Genomic DNA, 17,182 nt, shown 5'->3' with positions numbered 1-17,182 from the left:
TTACCACTCAATTTCCTCCCCTCTGAACACAAACTTCCCTGTAGGCAGATCATCCTTCAACAAAAAATCCACTATGGCCGTCACTGCATCCGGGATTTCCAAAGGAGCATATTCACTTCCCATATCCGTTTTCACCCAGCCGGGATGAACAGCGTTCACTTTTACATTTTTATCCCTCAGCGCATTTGCCAGGTGAATGGTATACATATTCAGTGCAGCCTTGCTGGCATTATAAGCAAAAGTGCGGGCCAATGGATGCTGCCGTGCATGCAATTGCAATGAGCCCATATCACTGGAGATATTCAGTATGCGGGCATCCGGGGTTTGTAATAAAGAAGGCAATACCTGGTTGGTCAGTTCCACCAGTCCAAAGAAATTGGTATCGAAAGTTTTCCGCAGTTGTTCAGGTCCTATCTCTGTGGTAGAGTCTTTCATCACATCGCCATCCATCATCACACCTGCGTTGTTGACGAGTATCTGTAAAGGGTAGCCAGTTTGATCCAATTGTTTCACTGCGCTGCCCACTGAAGCAGGATCTGATACATCCAGCAATAACAGTGATGCATAATCGGGATTTGTTAACGTCTGCAAAGCTATTTTTCCTTTCTCCAGATCCCTTACTCCCATGAAAACAAAATATCCCTTTTTATTGAGTTGTCTGCTGAGCTCCAGTCCCAGTCCGCGGTTGGCGCCAGTGATCAGTGCCGCCTTATTATTGAAAGTATAGCTCATAATGAAGTATTATGGCGCAAGTATACCAGCCAGTCCATCAGCTCCCAACCGATCCTTATCGAAGCAGGGATAATTCACTCCCGGTTGCAGGAATCGCAGACCGGCCAAAGAAGCATTTTCTTATCCACAGATCTCCGACAGAACTTACATGATTTTTTTTTATATTTTTGGAGCACCCCTCCATCGAAGTCCACTTAAAACCAAAATTCAATACCATGCTAACAACTATTCTGCATGCATATAGCGGCATGCGTCAAAAAATGCTTTTTTCAATTTTTACACTTTTTTGCATTTCTCCTTTTGTTGCAATGGCGCAAATACCAGACACGCTTCTGGCTGTTCGCACCAGTGCTCTGGAAACCAGGCTGGGCCTGCATGTGAACGGAGCTTTTTACCTCGGCGGGACCTTCAACCCCAACATTGGAGCGCCTCTTCCTCCAATAGAAGGACCTGGAACGAGGCTGTTCTGGTATCCTGAGAAATCCGCTTTCCGTGCAGGTACCATCGATGGCACACAATGGGATGATGCCAATATCGGCACTCATTCCCTGGCCATCGGAGAGAACACACGCGCCAGCGCCGATAATGCTGTTGCCCTCGGCCGATATTGCACTGCAGCCCAGATCAACAGCTTTGCTATCGGGGATCAAAACACCGCCTCAGGAGCCGCTTCCGTGGCTATGGGCTATCATGCCCATACCAATGCCAGGCAGGGCAGTTTCGTATTCGGAGACCGCTCCACAATAGACACCATCCGCGCAGGCGTGAACCATTCCGCCAGTTGGCGCGTATCAGGCGGCTTCAGGATCTTCACGTCCTCTAACCTCAGTACAGGGGTAACCATTCAATCAGGCACCAACGTTAGCAACTGGGGACAATCCAACGCAGTGATCTCCACTTACACCGGCGCTATGCTCAGCACCGGAGGCGTATGGCAGAACTCTTCAGACGTGAATCGCAAACATCATTTCGAAAACATCTCGGGAGAGACCATCCTGCAGCAATTACGTTCCATTCCCATTCAAAAATGGAGCTACAAATCAGAGGATGAGAACATCCGCCATATCGGCCCCACTGCACAGGATTTCTATGCAGCCTTTCAGTTAGGCTCAGACGAAAAAGGGATTGGCACGGTTGATGCAGATGGCATTGCCCTCGCTGCCGTACAGGCGCTGGACACCCGTACTCAGGATCAAACTGCCAGCATAAAAGCATTGCAAAAAGAGAACGAACATTTGCGCAGCAGGCTGGACGCAATGGAAAACAAGGCTGCCAGCAACAATGCCAGTTTACCGCAGATCACAATATTGATCATTGCCGGTATGGCCCTGGGCGCCCTACTGTTGAAATACCGCAGTAGAAAATCTGCCTGATTACAGCAACCTACATTGATAGATCACACAAAATCTGATTGTATGAGAAGCATTCTTTTGTTGCTCTGCATTTGCGGCATGATGCATTCACCGCAGGCCCAACAGCTATCAGTATATGGTGGAGGACAAATGGTCCTTACATCCGCCAATCAACTTTCCTGGTCAGGCCTCACATTGATCCCTTCCACCGATTTCAATTTCAATAGCCAGCTGGAGCAATCCGCCTCAACAGTGAATAGCTTTCCTTCAACGTATATTCAACGGGTGTTCCGTTTTGCCCCAACCAGCAGCAATTATAATGGCATTATCCGATTGAGTTATCTCGATGGAGAACTGAACGGACTGGATGAAAACACCCTTCAGTTATTTATTAACAATGGCTCGGGCTGGCTGGGCTTTCCGGCTTCCATCTCAGACCCCGCACAAAACTACCTGCAGGCAGATGGTATCAGCAACAGGCCGTTGGAAGAGATCCTGCTGGCCGCGGGTACGGCGCTCCCTTTGAAATGGGGCTCAGCTTCCGTTTCGCGCGAAGGTAATTTCATCCGGATCAAATGGACTACAAAGCAGGAGATCGATGTCAGCCATTTCGATATAGAAAGAAGTACCAATGCAAGCAACTGGCATATGTCCATTACCGGTATACCTGCCAGGAACAACTTGTTTGAATCGAAGTATGAGGCAACTGACAATCCCGGCATTCAGGGAAGACTGTACTACCGGATACGGCAAACCGATAAAGATGGCCGCTCCTCCCTTTCGAAGATACTGGTGGCTCCCGGAGAATATGAAGCCGCACATCTCACCATCACGCCTAATCCGGCAAAAGGATATTTCCTGGTGGGTACCGAAGATATTTCCGGATTGTCTGGCATCCAGCTTTTCAGCAATTCCGGAAAACTGCTGCATACCTGGAACGGTGGACAATATCAATATCAACTCCCTTCTATTGCAGCAGGAAGTTATGTTCTCAGATTCCGGTTTGCAGATGGATCTTATCAAACCAGAAAATTGCAGGTCCGGTAAGACAGATAATGCAAACCTGTATCTTTGTACCCCATTCCTTACACGTAGTAAGCCCTGATCATTCCTGCGGATTTTAATACACGTATCATTTCCTGATACAATCTTTTCATTAAAAAATCGCGCAATGAAATCATTGTTCCTCACTACCGCTTTACTGTTTTATTGTTTCGCACATCAGTCGGATGCCTGTACGCGTGTGATGTACAAAGGACTGAACAACCTGTTCCTCACAGCCCGGTCCATGGACTGGAAAGAAGATATCATGCCCAGTCTGTGGATCTTTCCAAAAGGCATGTCAAGATCAGGAGAAGCCGGCCCCAACTCCCTGAAATGGACATCCAAGCATGGCAGTGTGGTCTGCTCCGCCTACGAATTCTGCAGCACGGATGGCATGAACGAAAAAGGATTGGTGGCCAACCTGCTCTGGCTGGCAGAATCTGAATATCCCACCTATACTTCCGGCAAACCAGGGCTCAGCATTGCCGCCTGGGTGCAGTATGTACTCGACAATTTCTCCACTGTTGCGGAAGCAGTGAAAGAACTGGAGCAGGAAAAATTCATCGTGGTGTCCGATAAAGTACCGGGTGAAGACCGGATGGCCAACCTGCATTTATCACTCTCCGACCCTTCAGGCGACAATGCAGTTCTCGAATACATCAAGGGCAAACTGATCATTCACCACAGTCCTGAGTTTGTAGTGATGACCAACTCTCCCACATACGAAAAACAACTTGCGCTGAACGAGTACTGGAAAGAGATAGGCGGCACCGTTATGCTTCCCGGCACCAATCGTGCATCCGACAGATTTGTCCGCGCATCCTTCTACACCGAAGCCATTCCGAAAACAGATAATACACGTGTAGCCGTAGCCAGTGTATTCAGTGTGATCCGTAACGCATCTACACCTTATGGTATCACTACGCCGGATCAGCCCAATATTTCTTCCACCAGGTGGAGGTCTGTTTCCGATCATAAGAACCTGGTGTACTATTTTGAAACAGTGCTCACACCCAATACCTTTTGGGTAAATTTCAAAGACATTGATTTTTCCGAAAAGGGAAAAGTGAAAAAACTTCCACTGTCTAACGGAGAAACATATGCGGGAAATGCATCGGCCCGGTTTAAGGATGCAGCTCCTTTCAAATTCCTGGGATTGTCTCAGTGATCCCTGTCTATATCCATTTATAATTTCTTCATCCGGGACCGCATAACTTCTGCAGTTCCGGATGTTTTATTTTTCCACCTGATCGGTGTTGCACCTTTCACGAATGGGGATACATCCCTGCTTCAGCTTAAAGCAGCATTTCCTCTCCTCCTATTTAGCTAATTGGATGTCATATTTTTATTTTAGCTTGCGCGTATAACAACACCCTAATTCTGCTCTGGTTGCAAGGTGATCCCATACATAACGAAAAGGAACTGGTTCTGATGGTGGCCCGCGGCGATGAATCTGCCTACAGGCAGCTATTTGAGCATTACTGGCCGAGAGTCTATTCCGTAGCGCTCCTGCTGGCCAAAGTGCCGGAAGCAGCCGAGGATGCAGCACAGGAGATCTTCGCACAGCTATGGATAAAAAAAGAGCAACTGGTGAATGTAAGGGAATTCCGCGCCTACCTTTTTGCCACCGCCAGGAATCATATCTTCAATAAATTACGCGGACAGGTTTTCACAGGCAGCTTTACAGCTTATCTCCAGGAATATTTCAGCGATGCCCTTGCCAACCCGGCCGCTACGCTGGAATTCAAAGAGGCGGAACAGATCATCCACAATGGTATCAACCAGCTTACACCGCAACAGCAAAAGGTATTCAGACTTAGCCGGTTTCAGGGACTGAGCCATGCAGAGATCGCTGCTGAAACCGGTCTTTCCCAAAGAACTGTCAAGAATTATATTGTCAGCGCCAATCTTTCGCTTCGCAATTACCTGGAGAAACATGCCGGTTCTTCCGTTATTTTTCTCTGGATGCTGCTATCCTTATAAAAAAACTTTTACCAGACCAGGGCCCTATCCTTTCGTAATTGTGTCTTTATACTATCGGTACATTTCCGATCAATATTCAAACGGACAATGAAACAAGGATTCAACAACCTGCTGGAGCGATACATCGCCGATCAACTGACCCCGGAAGAGCTGGAGGCTTTTCTCGAAATGGCGCGCCAGGCCGAATATGCGGCCGCTATCCAGGCGCAGATCGGAAGACTGCTGGAAAGTGATCAACTGGAAGACCTCTCCGAAGGAATGGATATCGACCGGCAATTCCGTCTCATGCTGCAAAAAGCGCAGGAGGAAAAAAAAGTTTCGCCAAGCATTGTTTCACTTTTACTTCGTCGATGGTGGGCTGCCGCTGCTATCCTGTTACTGGCAGCGGGCGGCCTTTTCTATATGTTGAAAACCCACCGGGAACCTGTTCCGGTGGTGGTCCAGGCCAAAGATATCATGCCCGGAAACGAAGGCGCAGTGCTCACGCTGGCTGATGGCAGGAAGATCGTACTGGATACACTCACTAACGGATTCATATCAGCGCAAAATGGATCAGCAGTGATCCTGGACGAAGGAAAGCTCAGCTATAAATCCACCGGTAATGCAGGTGAATCAGTCTCTTATAATACCATGAGTACTCCAAGAGGCAGGCAATTCCAGTTGATGTTGCCCGATGGTACCCGTGTATGGTTGAATGCGGAAAGCTCCATCCATTATCCCACGAGCTTTACAGGCGACGAACGAAGAGTGATTGTTACAGGTGAAGCCTATTTCGAAGTGGCGAGAGAAGCAAAACAGCCATTCTTTGTGCAGATCGGAACTGATGCGGAAGTGAAAGTGCTGGGCACACATTTCAATGTGAACACTTACCAGGACGATGGCGCCATCCGTACTACCCTTCTCGAAGGTGCTGTATCCGTCAGCCTGCTGAAACAGCCCACCAATGCTACGGTACGGCTTCAGCCGGGACAACAGGCATGGTTCAGCGACATAAGCCCGGAAGCCATCAAAACGGCTGAAACAGATACGGAAAAAGTAATGGCCTGGCGAAATGGCTTCTTCAATTTCGATGGCGCCAGCATTCGTGTGATCATGAAACAACTGGAACGTTGGTACGATATTTCGGTGGTATACGACAAAGACGCACCCAACACGGAATTTTTTGGTGAGATGAGCAGAAATGTGAACCTGGCGGAGTTGATCGCCACACTGGAACAAATGGGTGTTCGCCTGAAGATGGAGCCCGGCAGAAAACTCAGAGTACTTCGATAATATAAACCAGAGGACCGATCCTATTGTAACGATTCTTAACCAAAGGATATGTTGATGTAAAAAACCGTCACGCATTGCGGGCGTAACGGTTCTGGATCATCGCTGAAAGCGATGCCGGTATTGGCATGTCCAAAATTCATGTAACCCGAATTTCTTATTCACCAAAACCACTGCTAAAGTATGCAAAAAAACGCTGCTGGCAGCCGTAGTATCCAAAGCTTGCGGCCGCCCGGATCGTTCCCGGAGTTCAGGTCAATACACTCCGGTCATCGATTGACCACCAGAAAAAAACTAACCACTGTGATGAAAATTACAGCCATCCTGCTGCTGGCAGGCAGCCTGCATCTCGCTGCAGCCACGCACTCGCAGACCGTTACGCTTACCGCACATGAGCTGCCACTTACAAAAGTGTTCGGCATCATCAAAAAACAAACAGGTTATTCCGTGTTCGGAAAAGCCAGCCTCCTGAACAATTGTCTTCCCGTTTCCATCAAAGCCAGCAATATGCCACTGCTTGAATTCCTGGACAGTGTGATGAGGAAACAACCGATCGGATACCGGATCCTCGATAAAACCATTTTCCTGCTCAACAGGGAGGAAAAAGAAAATGAAAAACAACGGCGATCCCAACTCAGCTTCCCCGATGAAACAGAAGCACCACTGCCTGTCCCCGTTTCCGGCATTACTCTCACGGAAGATGGCAAACCGCTCGAAGGCGTCAGCATTCGTATCAAAGGCGCCAATTCCGGCGTCAATTCGGATGTGCAGGGAAAATTCAGTATCAATGCCGAGCCAGACCAGGTGCTGGTTTTCACACATGTGAACATGACCATGCGTGAGATCAAAGTGAAAGATTTCCCCTCTAACGGCAAAGTGATCCTGAAACAAAAAGATGCCACCATGAACGATGTAGTGGTCACTGGCTACGCCAATATCCGCCGCGAAAGTTTTACAGGCACCTACACACAGATCACCAAAGCAGATCTTCAGAAAGTAACGGCCAACAATCTCATCAGCGCCCTGCAGGTTTTCGATCCATCTTTCCGGATAGCTCAGAATATCAGTGTAGGCTCCAATCCAAATGTGCTGCCGGAATTCTATGTAAGAGGACAATCAGGCTTCCCCGGAATGAAGGAGCTGGACAAGATCCAATCGGGTTCCGATGTATCACAGTTTTCGCTCAAGAACAATCCGAATACGCCCATCTTCATCCTGGACGGATTTGAAGTGAGCATCGAGAAAGTGTTTGACATGAACATCAACCGTATTGCCAATATCACTATCCTCAAAGATGCGGCCGCCACTGCCATGTATGGAAGCCGCGCTTCCAATGGCGTAGTGGTGATAGAGACCATCGCACCCAAACCAGGCGAGTTCCGCGTGAACTACACAGGCAACTATTTCATAACAGCTCCCGATCTCTCCAGCTATAACATGATGGATGCACGCGAGAAGCTCGATGCCGAGTGGGCAGCACAGAGCTACCTGCCTTTCCTGGAAAAAGACAACCCTTATTATCAGGGCACGCTAAGGGAGAATCTCTGGTACATGCAACAAAAAGAAAATGCCATTGCCAAAGGCGTGAATACTTACTGGCTGAGCCAACCACTCAGCACCATGTTCAACCACAGTCATTATGTATTTGTGGAAGGCGGCTCACAAGCTGTTCGGGTTGGACTGGAACTTCGATACGAAAACCAGAACGGAGTAATGAAAAAATCAGGTCGCAACCGCATGGGCGCCGGCCTCACACTGCAATACCAGACTACCGGCATCCAGATCAGGAACCAGCTCACTTTCGATCAAGTGGATATGAAAGATTCTCCCTACGGAAATTTCAGCGACTATTCAAGGCAGCAACCCTATTTTGCCCTGTACGACGAGAAGACCGGCAGCCTGCTCAGAACGCTGCCCGATTATGATGGACGCGGGCCACAGATCAATCCATTGTTCGAATCTACTGTTGGCAATTTTTCAAGATCGAAATACCATGAGTGGACAGACAACCTCACCGCCAATCTCTACCTGAATAAATTCTTTTTCATCCGCGGACAACTGGCAGTGGACCTGAAAGAAACCAGCAGCGATAAATTCATTTCGCCTACCTCTACCCGTTATGACAATATCACGGCATTTGAAAAAGGGGAACTCCGGCAGACTTCCAACTACATGCTGGACTGGAATGCCAATCTTTTCGGATCGTACAACCGTACCATCGATGCTCATAATATCAACCTTTCCGCAGGCTTCAATGCCAAGTCAACCAACGAAGATTTCTCCACCGCCCTTTACCGTGGCTTTCCGGGGCCCAGCTATTCATCGCCCTCCCATGCGCATGAGATCACCAGCAAGCCGCTCCTGAGCGATAACAAGAAACGCCTCTTCGGTTCCTTTGCTACTGTCAACTACAGCCTGAACAATATCTATCTCTTCGATGGTTCTTTCAGACTGGACGGTTCTTCTGAATTCGGCACCGATAAGAAATGGGCGCCTTTCTGGTCTGCAGGCACAGGTATCAATCTTCACAATACATCGATCTTCCGCAATAACCCCAACCTCACGGAACTGAGGGTAACTGCCAATATCGGGCAGACCGGTAAAAGCAATTTCTCCCCTTCATGGCCCGTAATACCTATACCATGATGCTGGACGACTGGTATCCAACCGGTCTTGGCGCCAGCCTCAACTACATGGGCAACAATAAGCTCACCTGGGAAAAACAGATCTCCTGGAATATCGGCACCCGCGTTTTCTGGCAGAAGAAATATATGCTGGAACTGAATTACTATCACAAACGCACATACGATCTGATCACAGACGTGTCTCTGCCCTCCTCATCCGGATTCAACGTGTACCGCGATAATATCGGACAGGTGCTCAACAAGGGTTTTGAAGTGAAGACCAGTCTCAACCTGGTGAACAAAAAGAATACGAATATCATCTTCATCGCCAACCTGGCCCATAACCGCAACAGTATCGTGAAGATCGCGGAATCACTGAAGAGCTATAACAACCGCATTGATGAATACTACGGACAATACAACAGTTCCACTTTTCCTCAATCCATTCTCACCCTGAACGATAACAATGCCAAGTTTGCACGGCCTATCATGAAATTCGAAGAAGGCAATTCTCTCACCACCATCTACGGCATGCAATCGCTCGGCATCAATCCTGCCAATGGCCGTGAGCTGTATCTGAAGCGCGACGGTACTGTCACCTACGACTGGAACGCCGCAGACCAGCAACCCATCGGCAATTCAGAGCCCTGGGCCCAGGGTTCCTTCGGCCTGAATGCGCGGTATAAACAGTTTTCCCTCTACACCAGCTTCTTCTATGAATGGGGCGGAGAACAATACAATCAAACCATGGTGAACAATGTGGAGAATGCCAACCTGCTTTACTACAACGCAGACGGACGCGTGCTCACACAACGCTGGCAAAAACCAGGAGACATCGCTCCACTGAAAGCAATACAGGACAGGTACTTCATCACAAGACCCACGTCCCGCTTTATCCAGCAGAACAATTATATCTCCTTCAACTCATTGTCCATCGGCTACGATTTCCTGCCGGCACAATTGAAAAAAGTGGGCATGAGCTCTTTGAGGGCATCTATTCTGATGAGCGATGTTGCACTGTTCTCAACTATCAAAAGAGAAATGGGTCTGGACTATCCCTATGCCCGCACTTTCACTTTCACCATCAACGCAAGCTTCTAAACTAATCATCATGAAACCTATACAACGCTGGCTGCTGCTGCTTTTGCTTCCCTTGTATACATTCCAGGGCTGTAACAAATTCCTGGATGTTTCTTCCAATGACCAGGTATTGCAGGAAAGTATCTTCAAGAATGGAGAAGGTATCCGCATTGCCGTGAACGGCGTATATCGCCTGCTCTCCGGCACTGACCTGTATGGCAAGAACCTGAGCTGGGGAGTGATCAGCGCCATGGGAAACAATTACGATTACTATTACACGCCTTTCGACATGCGTGATGCAGCATCATTCAATTACGAATCGTCATCCACACAATCGCTCATGGAGCAGGTATGGAAACGGTCCTATAATGTGCTGGCCAATTGCAATAATATCATTCAGGAAGTTGGAAAGAAAGACACAGGTGTATTTGCGCAGGGCTCCAATGAAAAGAATATGATCCTTGGAGAAATGTACGGCATCCGCGCCATGGTGCATTTCGACCTGCTGCGCATCTTTGCCCCCTCACCCGCCGCCGGAGCAACAGGACTTACCATCCCTTATGTGAGCAGCTATCCGGATTATCAGCCTGCAAGGCTCGACATGCCCACCATCTTCACCAGGATCATTGAGGATATGACGAAGGCGCAATCCCTGCTGGCCAGCATCGATACCGTTTTCCTCAGAAGTACTATGAGATTGCCCACAGGAAGGATCAAAACAGCCAATTCCCCCTACAATATTCCACAGGGCGAATTCTTCTGCTTCCGCGCGCAACGCATGAACTATTTCGCCGCCACCGCACTGCTTGCCAGGATACAACTCTACAAAGGCGACTACGTGGAAGCCTACAAGCAGGCGAAGATCGTATACGATGCACAGCGCAGGAACTGGTTTGCATGGACCAGCTCCATCTACCAGGGACAGATAACCGATGTTGATTTCATCTATACCAAAAGGCCGGATGAACTGGTGCTCGCCTTCTCCAATTCATTCAACTACGATAATTACGATGCCATCATCAACAGCAACCAGGGACAAAGCCAGTTCTTCCGGATGAACAGTGGCTATATGAGCAAACTCTTTGAAGGAGACCTGGACGATTTCCGTCTTGTTGGCTGGTACAACCGTTACAACGACCAGCGCTACCTCACCTGGCAAAGGCCACGTGGCAACAGCTACAATGCAGAGCAGGTGCTGAAATCACAGGGTCCGCTCCTGCCCGTGATCCGCTTCACGGAGATGTACCATATCCTCATCGAATGCCTCCTCAGGCAGCAAAATACCGGGGACGCCATCCCCATCTTCAATACCCTTCGCATCAACCGCGGCGCCAAAACACCCATCAACCCCGCTGCAACGCCAGGCCAACTGATGGACATGCTGGTGAAGGATATTACCCGGGAATCATTGACGGAAGGACAAACCTTCTTTCTCTACAAGAGACTCAACCGGAACATCTTCAATGGCGCCACAGACCTGGTGATGGCTCCCCAGGACTGGTATGCTCCATTTCCATTGAGTGAAACCGCTTACATGCTTTAAAAAAATGAACAAATGAAACTGATTCAATACCTGCTCATCCCCTGCTGCATCCTCGCATTGTTCAGCAGTTGTAAGAAAGATGAGATCGAATTATACAAAGGAGATGAATACATTCAGTTCAGTAAGAACTATACAGACTCCTCCGCTTTCTCCTTCCTGGCCCTGCCCGATGAGGATGAAGGCGCCATGCCACTGACCGTGGAACTGATCGGTAAACCGGTGGACAAAGACAGACAATATAAGATCACTGTGGTGAAAGAAGCCTCCACCGCGGAAGAGGGCAACTACGCCCTGCCTTCCGGCTTCACCCTCCCCGCCAACAGCATCGCAGACACCGCCTGGATCACCATCAAAAAAACGCCTGCCATCTCCGTGAAACCGCTGAGACTGGTATTGCGCATCACACCCACCGATGATTTCAGACAGGGACAAACCGATTATTCCATCGCCATCATCAATATATCTAACGTAATTGCACAACCGGGATGGTGGAAGGAGCGTGTAGAATGGTATTTTCTGGGAGATTATTCAAACAAGAAATACCAGCTCTTCATCCAGGTAACAGGTAAAGTAGACCTCAATCCAGCCAATGAGCCTGAGCTCCGCAATTACACCATTCTGTTCAAAAATTACCTGCTCATGGAAAAAGATGCGGGCAGAACAGTTTATGAAGAAGATGGCTCCGAAATGACCGTAGCCCTCATCGGCGGATAATTCGTGAATCAAAAAATCAGCAACATGAAATCACCCCTTCAAATATTGATCCTTTGTATAATACTGATGGCTACGGCCTGTTACAAGGACAAAGGGAATTACGACATCATTGAATACAGCAAGATCAACAATATCACGCATCCTACCGTGCCTCCGGTGATACTGGGAGATTCCCTGAAGCTCAAACCAGCCTTCTCCTGGGAACATCCTGAAAGGGACACAACAGGTAACGCTTTCGAATTCGAGTGGCGTCAACTGGATTCCGTTGTATCCCGCGAACGTAACCTCGGCTATGTGCCGGACATCACCGGCTATGTTATGATCTACCTGCATGTGAAAGAAAAAGCAACAGGGATCGTTACACGATTTTCGATACAGGTGCAGGTGATCTCATCTTACAAGGCAGGCTGGATGCTGCTTACAAAAGACCAGGGTAAATCTGTAATATCTTTCGTAAGACGGGATGCCAAAAGGGATAACAACAATCAGCTTTATTATGAGTACAAATATTTCCCCGATGTATACAACCAGTTGCATCCGGACGCTCCACTCGGCAATAATCCCGTAAAATTCGCCAGCAAAGCCTTTCCTGATTACACAGCAGATGAAGTGCTGCTTTTACAGGGTAATGCTACTACCTACCTGAATGGCTCCGATCTCTCAAAAGTGATCGAACTCAGGAATGAATTCAATGGCAATGCTTTTCCCAATAACGCCGTGCCGGTTGATTATGTGGACGGCGGCCCTGTCAACTTCACTTTACTCAGTGATGGCAATGTGTACTGGAAAAGAAATTCCGTAACGATGGGCGGTATCCACCAGGGTAAGTTCATGGATGTACCCGTGTACTTCGAAGGCGGCGGCGCCCATATCAGCAAAATCATCGATGTAAGCATCGACTACACTTATTTTCTTTATCTGTATGACGACCTGCACAAACGCTTCCTCGGCCTCTTCACCACCACCGGCGACGATTCCTTCCTCGGAGGCAAACTGTACCTGGCCAACGGCAGCACACCGCCCGCAGGTTTCGTTGACCTGAATAACCAGGCCGGTTATGCGCTGATCTATTGCAGCGACTATGCCAATGGCGCTTATTTCATGAACATCATCAAAAACGAAACAAGCGGCCAGTACCTGTTACAGAACTATCGACTCACCAGGAGAGGTACAGTACTGGAAGCCAACGAACACCAGCAGGAAGCATTTGCCGGCAATGGCATCGTAACAGACAATACCATTTACCATCGCATCCGCAATTCTTCCTATCTCTTCTTCGGGGAAGGCAGCAAATTGTATTTCTACGATGTGAATACCAAACAGGTTAAGCTCTATCACGATTTTGGCAACGGTGTTATCAAAGCCATCACCACCGATGCACCAGGCGGCGAGCTGGGCGTAGCGCTCAGCAATGGTGTATTCTCCATCTGCAGTCTCAAAACAGAAATACTGGGCAGCGCCAACCCGGCGCCACCGGCATCCTGTTCTCACAGCAACAGGTGGGAGATATCGTGGACCTCAGTTGGAAATGGGGCTCTTACTATGAATACGTTTTCAGAAGATATCCGTGATCCGTTCACTAAAAAACTCAACACTCGATAATGAATGAAGCTATTGTAAAAGTTGAAAACCTCTCGCACCGCTACAATTCGCAATGGGCAGTGAAAGATATCAACTTCGAACTCGACCGGAATGGGATCTATGGTTTGCTCGGCGCCAATGGCGCCGGCAAATCAACGATCATGAACATCATGTGCGGCGTACTGAACCAAACACAGGGTGAGGTTTCCATCAAAGGCGTGAACATGCGCACCCATCCGGTGGAAGCTAAAAAATATATCGGCTTCCTGCCACAGAAGCCACCCCTGCTGATGGACCTGACCGTGGAAGAATACCTGGAACATGCAGCCGGCATCCGCCTCATGCCGGAATCGAAGATCAGGGAAGCAATTGGTGAAGCCATGGAAAAAGTTGGCATCAGCCATTTCAACAAAAGGCTGATCAGGAACCTCTCCGGTGGCTACCAGCAACGCGTGGGCATTGCACAGGCCATCATCCACAAACCCGATTTTGTTGTGATGGACGAACCCACCAATGGCCTCGACCCCAACCAGATCCTGGAAGTGCGCAACCTCATCAGGGAAATAGCCTCGGAAAGAACAGTAGTGCTCTCTACACATATCCTCCAGGAAGTGCAGGCGCTCTGCGATAATATCTGGATGATCAACCAGGGAACAGTGGCATTCGCGGGATCCATGGAAGAATTCGATGGATATATCCTTCCCTCCACCCTCGTACTGTCTATGATCAGTGCGCCACCTCTGGATGAATTCCTCTCCATACCAGGTGTGATGAACATTGAACCGCTCGGCGGCATCCGCTACCGGGTGCAGTATACGCAGGCGCAGGAAACGATGGAACGCATCATCGAAACCAGCGTACAGAAAAAATGGAGATTGCTGGAAATCTCCCTGGAAAAAATGTCGCTCGAAAATGTTTTCGCAGCATTATCTCAAAACAAAACCGCCCGGTAAAAACTGATCAGGATGAAACCCATACTCAAAATCACAAAAACAGAGCTCAGGCAACTTTTCTTTTCGCCCATCGCCTGGCTCATCATTGTCATATTCGCTTTTCAGACCGGGCTGGTATTCACTTCCCTCTACGACGGGATGGTGAGAAGACAGTTGATCGGATGGAAATTATGGAGCGCCACTTTCAGCACATTCGGCGGCATGCAGGGCACTTTCACGATCGTGCAACAATATCTTTTTCTATATATTCCTCTACTCACAATGGGATTGATGAGCCGTGAATTCAGCAGCGGTTCCATCAAACTTTTGTACTCCTCCCCGCTGCGCTCACGCCAGATCGTGTTTGGCAAATACCTCGCCCTGGTGATCTATGCACTGGTGCTGATGGCCGTGCTGGCAGTATTCAGCATCTTTGCCATCTGCACTATCCACAAGGTAGATGTACCTTTGATCCTCACAGGACTGCTGGGCCTCTTCCTCCTCACCTGCGCCTATGCCGCCATCGGACTCTTCATGAGCTCCCTCACCTCCTACACCGTAGTGTCTGCCATGGGAACGCTCGCCATCTTTGCCGTACTCAATTATGTGAAGACGGTTGGACAGGATATTGAATTCGTACGCGACCTCACTTACTGGCTGGCCATCTCCGGCCGTTGCGATACTTTCATTTCAGGGATGATCACCAGTGAAGACCTCCTTTACTTCCTCATCGTGATCTGCTTGTTCATCAGTTTCACCATCATCAAAATGCAGGCCGCCAGGCAGAAAAGATCCTGGGTGATCAATTCAGGCAAATACGCTGCCGTGCTGGTGACAGGACTGATGCTGGGCTACTTCAGCGCACAACCGAAACTGATGGGGTATTACGATGCCACACGAACCAAAACCAATACCCTCACCAAAAGCAGCCAGGAGGTACTGAGCCATCTCAAAGATGGTATGACCATCCATACCTACACCAATATGCTGGACGAGAACTTCTGGATCGCCCTGCCTGAATCCTACAAAATAGATGTGGACCGTTTCAAACAATACCAGCGCTTCAAACCAGGTATCAAAATGAAGTACCACTACTACTATCATCTCACAGACAATAAACTGCTGAACAAACAATATCCCACCCTCAACGGGGATCAGATGATCGATACCCTCACCAAGATGTACGACTGGAAATTCGATATCTATCCGTATAAGCATTACAGTAAGGACGTTGAACTGGAAGCGGAGAAATTCCATTTTGTGCGGCATCTGAAAAGCGACAATGGCAAGGAAGCCTTCCTCCGTGTATACGACGACCTGCAAAAGCTTCCCTCTGAAACCGAGATCACTGCTGCTTTCAAACGACTGGTGATTGATACGCTGCCTACTGTTGGCTTCCTCACAGGTCATGGAGAAAGAAGGAGTGATGGAGAAGAAGACCGTGGCTACAATATGTTTGCGCAGGAGAAATCCTTCCGTTACGCACTCATCAACCAGGGCTTCGATTTCCAGGATGTGACCCTCGACCAGGAAATTCCCGAGCATATCAGGATCCTGCTCGTAGCCGAGATCAGGAAACCGCTGACGGAAGAAGAACTGGCGAGGCTGAACCGCTATATCGCCAAAGGCGGCAATTGTATCATTGCAGGTGAGCCTGGCCGTGAGGCATTCATGAACCCGCTCAGCGAGCCATTAGGCGTCAGCTTTCTGCCAGGCACACTGGTGAAGCCCGGCAAAAAATTCCAGCCGGACCTGCTCCTGCTTTCGCCCACACCTCAATCCACCAAACTGGCTTTCCATTTCCGGAATATCCGCCAGAATGAACAACTCTTGCCACTCTCTACTGCTTCTGCCCTGCAGGTGAGCACCAACAAAGGTTTTGAAGCCACCACCCTCTTCACATCAGACAGTACAGGAGGATGGCTGGAACAACAGACCACCAACTTTATAGACGATTCAGCCAGGCTCGACCCGCAGGCAGGCGAACAGGAAAAACCCTGGCCCACTGTAGTTGCGCTGGAAAGGACCGTCAACAACAAACAACAACATATCATCGTGATGGGTGATGCAGACTGCTTCAGCAACGGGGAACTGATGATGAACCGGAAAGATGTGCCTGCCGCCAATTTCAATTTCATCAGTGGCATTTTCTACTGGCTCACCAATGAAGAACTCCCCGTAGACATGCGCAGGCCCAACCAACCAGACCGCTCACTGAACCTTGGTAAAACCAGCTGGGCAATCAGCAAGGCCGGATTGAAATGGCTATTCCCCGTTCTCCTGACCTGTTGCGGCATGTTCATCTGGATCCGCAGAAAAAGCAGATAA

The 17,182-nt window shown here is 48.9% G+C and carries 13 protein-coding genes; 12 read left to right on the top strand and 1 reads right to left on the bottom strand.

Annotation, left to right across the window (positions count from 1 at the left end):
• Positions 1-732: an SDR family NAD(P)-dependent oxidoreductase gene (locus tag FSB84_RS19030; protein WP_130539480.1), complete on the bottom strand. Its 732-nt coding sequence runs from the start codon at positions 730-732 to the stop codon at positions 1-3.
• Positions 733-947: 215 nt separating this feature from the next.
• Here FSB84_RS19030 and FSB84_RS19025 point away from each other — a divergent pair, with 215 nt between their 5' ends.
• The 12 genes from FSB84_RS19025 (at position 948) to FSB84_RS18970 (ending at position 17,182) form a co-directional block, all read left to right on the top strand.
• Entirely contained in the window at positions 948-2,105 is a 1,158-nt protein-coding gene (locus FSB84_RS19025; RefSeq protein WP_130539479.1) for a tail fiber domain-containing protein, read from the top strand.
• Positions 2,106-2,147: 42 nt separating this feature from the next.
• Positions 2,148-3,131 carry a T9SS type A sorting domain-containing protein gene (locus FSB84_RS19020; protein WP_130539478.1) on the top strand — a complete coding sequence of 328 codons (984 nt, stop codon included), beginning with the start codon at positions 2,148-2,150 and terminating at the stop codon, positions 3,129-3,131.
• 124 nt (positions 3,132-3,255) lie between these two features.
• Positions 3,256-4,296 (top strand): linear amide C-N hydrolase, encoded by a 1,041-nt coding sequence (locus FSB84_RS19015; RefSeq protein ID WP_130539477.1) that lies wholly within the window; start codon positions 3,256-3,258, stop codon positions 4,294-4,296.
• Positions 4,297-4,517: 221 nt separating this feature from the next.
• Positions 4,518-5,111 carry an RNA polymerase sigma factor gene (locus FSB84_RS19010; protein WP_130539476.1) on the top strand — a complete coding sequence of 198 codons (594 nt, stop codon included), beginning with the start codon at positions 4,518-4,520 and terminating at the stop codon, positions 5,109-5,111.
• An 87-nt stretch (positions 5,112-5,198) separates the two neighbouring features.
• Positions 5,199-6,383, top strand: a complete 1,185-nt coding sequence (locus tag FSB84_RS19005; RefSeq protein WP_130539475.1) for a FecR family protein — start codon at positions 5,199-5,201, stop codon at positions 6,381-6,383.
• Between the two features lie 303 nt (positions 6,384-6,686).
• Positions 6,687-9,026: a carboxypeptidase-like regulatory domain-containing protein gene (locus tag FSB84_RS19000; RefSeq protein ID WP_225980110.1), complete on the top strand. Its 2,340-nt coding sequence runs from the start codon at positions 6,687-6,689 to the stop codon at positions 9,024-9,026.
• Positions 9,002-10,105: a SusC/RagA family TonB-linked outer membrane protein gene (locus FSB84_RS18995; RefSeq protein ID WP_147122276.1), complete on the top strand. Its 1,104-nt coding sequence runs from the start codon at positions 9,002-9,004 to the stop codon at positions 10,103-10,105. Before FSB84_RS19000 ends, FSB84_RS18995 begins: the two co-directional genes overlap by 25 nt.
• Positions 10,106-10,115: 10 nt before the next feature.
• Positions 10,116-11,627, top strand: a complete 1,512-nt coding sequence (locus FSB84_RS18990; protein ID WP_207234188.1) for a RagB/SusD family nutrient uptake outer membrane protein — start codon at positions 10,116-10,118, stop codon at positions 11,625-11,627.
• A gap of 12 nt (positions 11,628-11,639) precedes the next feature.
• Positions 11,640-12,341, top strand: a complete 702-nt coding sequence (locus tag FSB84_RS18985; protein ID WP_130539474.1) for a DUF4843 domain-containing protein — start codon at positions 11,640-11,642, stop codon at positions 12,339-12,341.
• Between the two features lie 24 nt (positions 12,342-12,365).
• Entirely contained in the window at positions 12,366-13,943 is a 1,578-nt protein-coding gene (locus FSB84_RS18980) for a PKD-like family lipoprotein (RefSeq protein WP_147122274.1), read from the top strand.
• The gene (locus FSB84_RS18975; protein ID WP_130539472.1) at positions 13,943-14,875 is read left to right on the top strand and encodes an ABC transporter ATP-binding protein; all 933 of its coding nucleotides are present in this window, start codon (positions 13,943-13,945) and stop codon (positions 14,873-14,875) included. Before FSB84_RS18980 ends, FSB84_RS18975 begins: the two co-directional genes overlap by 1 nt.
• A gap of 12 nt (positions 14,876-14,887) precedes the next feature.
• Positions 14,888-17,182, top strand: coding sequence for a Gldg family protein (locus FSB84_RS18970; protein ID WP_130539471.1), 2,295 nt, complete (start codon positions 14,888-14,890; stop codon positions 17,180-17,182).

The organism is Pseudobacter ginsenosidimutans (genome assembly GCF_007970185.1).
In the GTDB taxonomy this organism is placed as follows: domain Bacteria; phylum Bacteroidota; class Bacteroidia; order Chitinophagales; family Chitinophagaceae; genus Pseudobacter; species Pseudobacter ginsenosidimutans.
The sequence above is the reverse complement of the archived record's forward strand: the minus strand, read 5'-3'. Positions and strand labels throughout refer to the sequence as shown.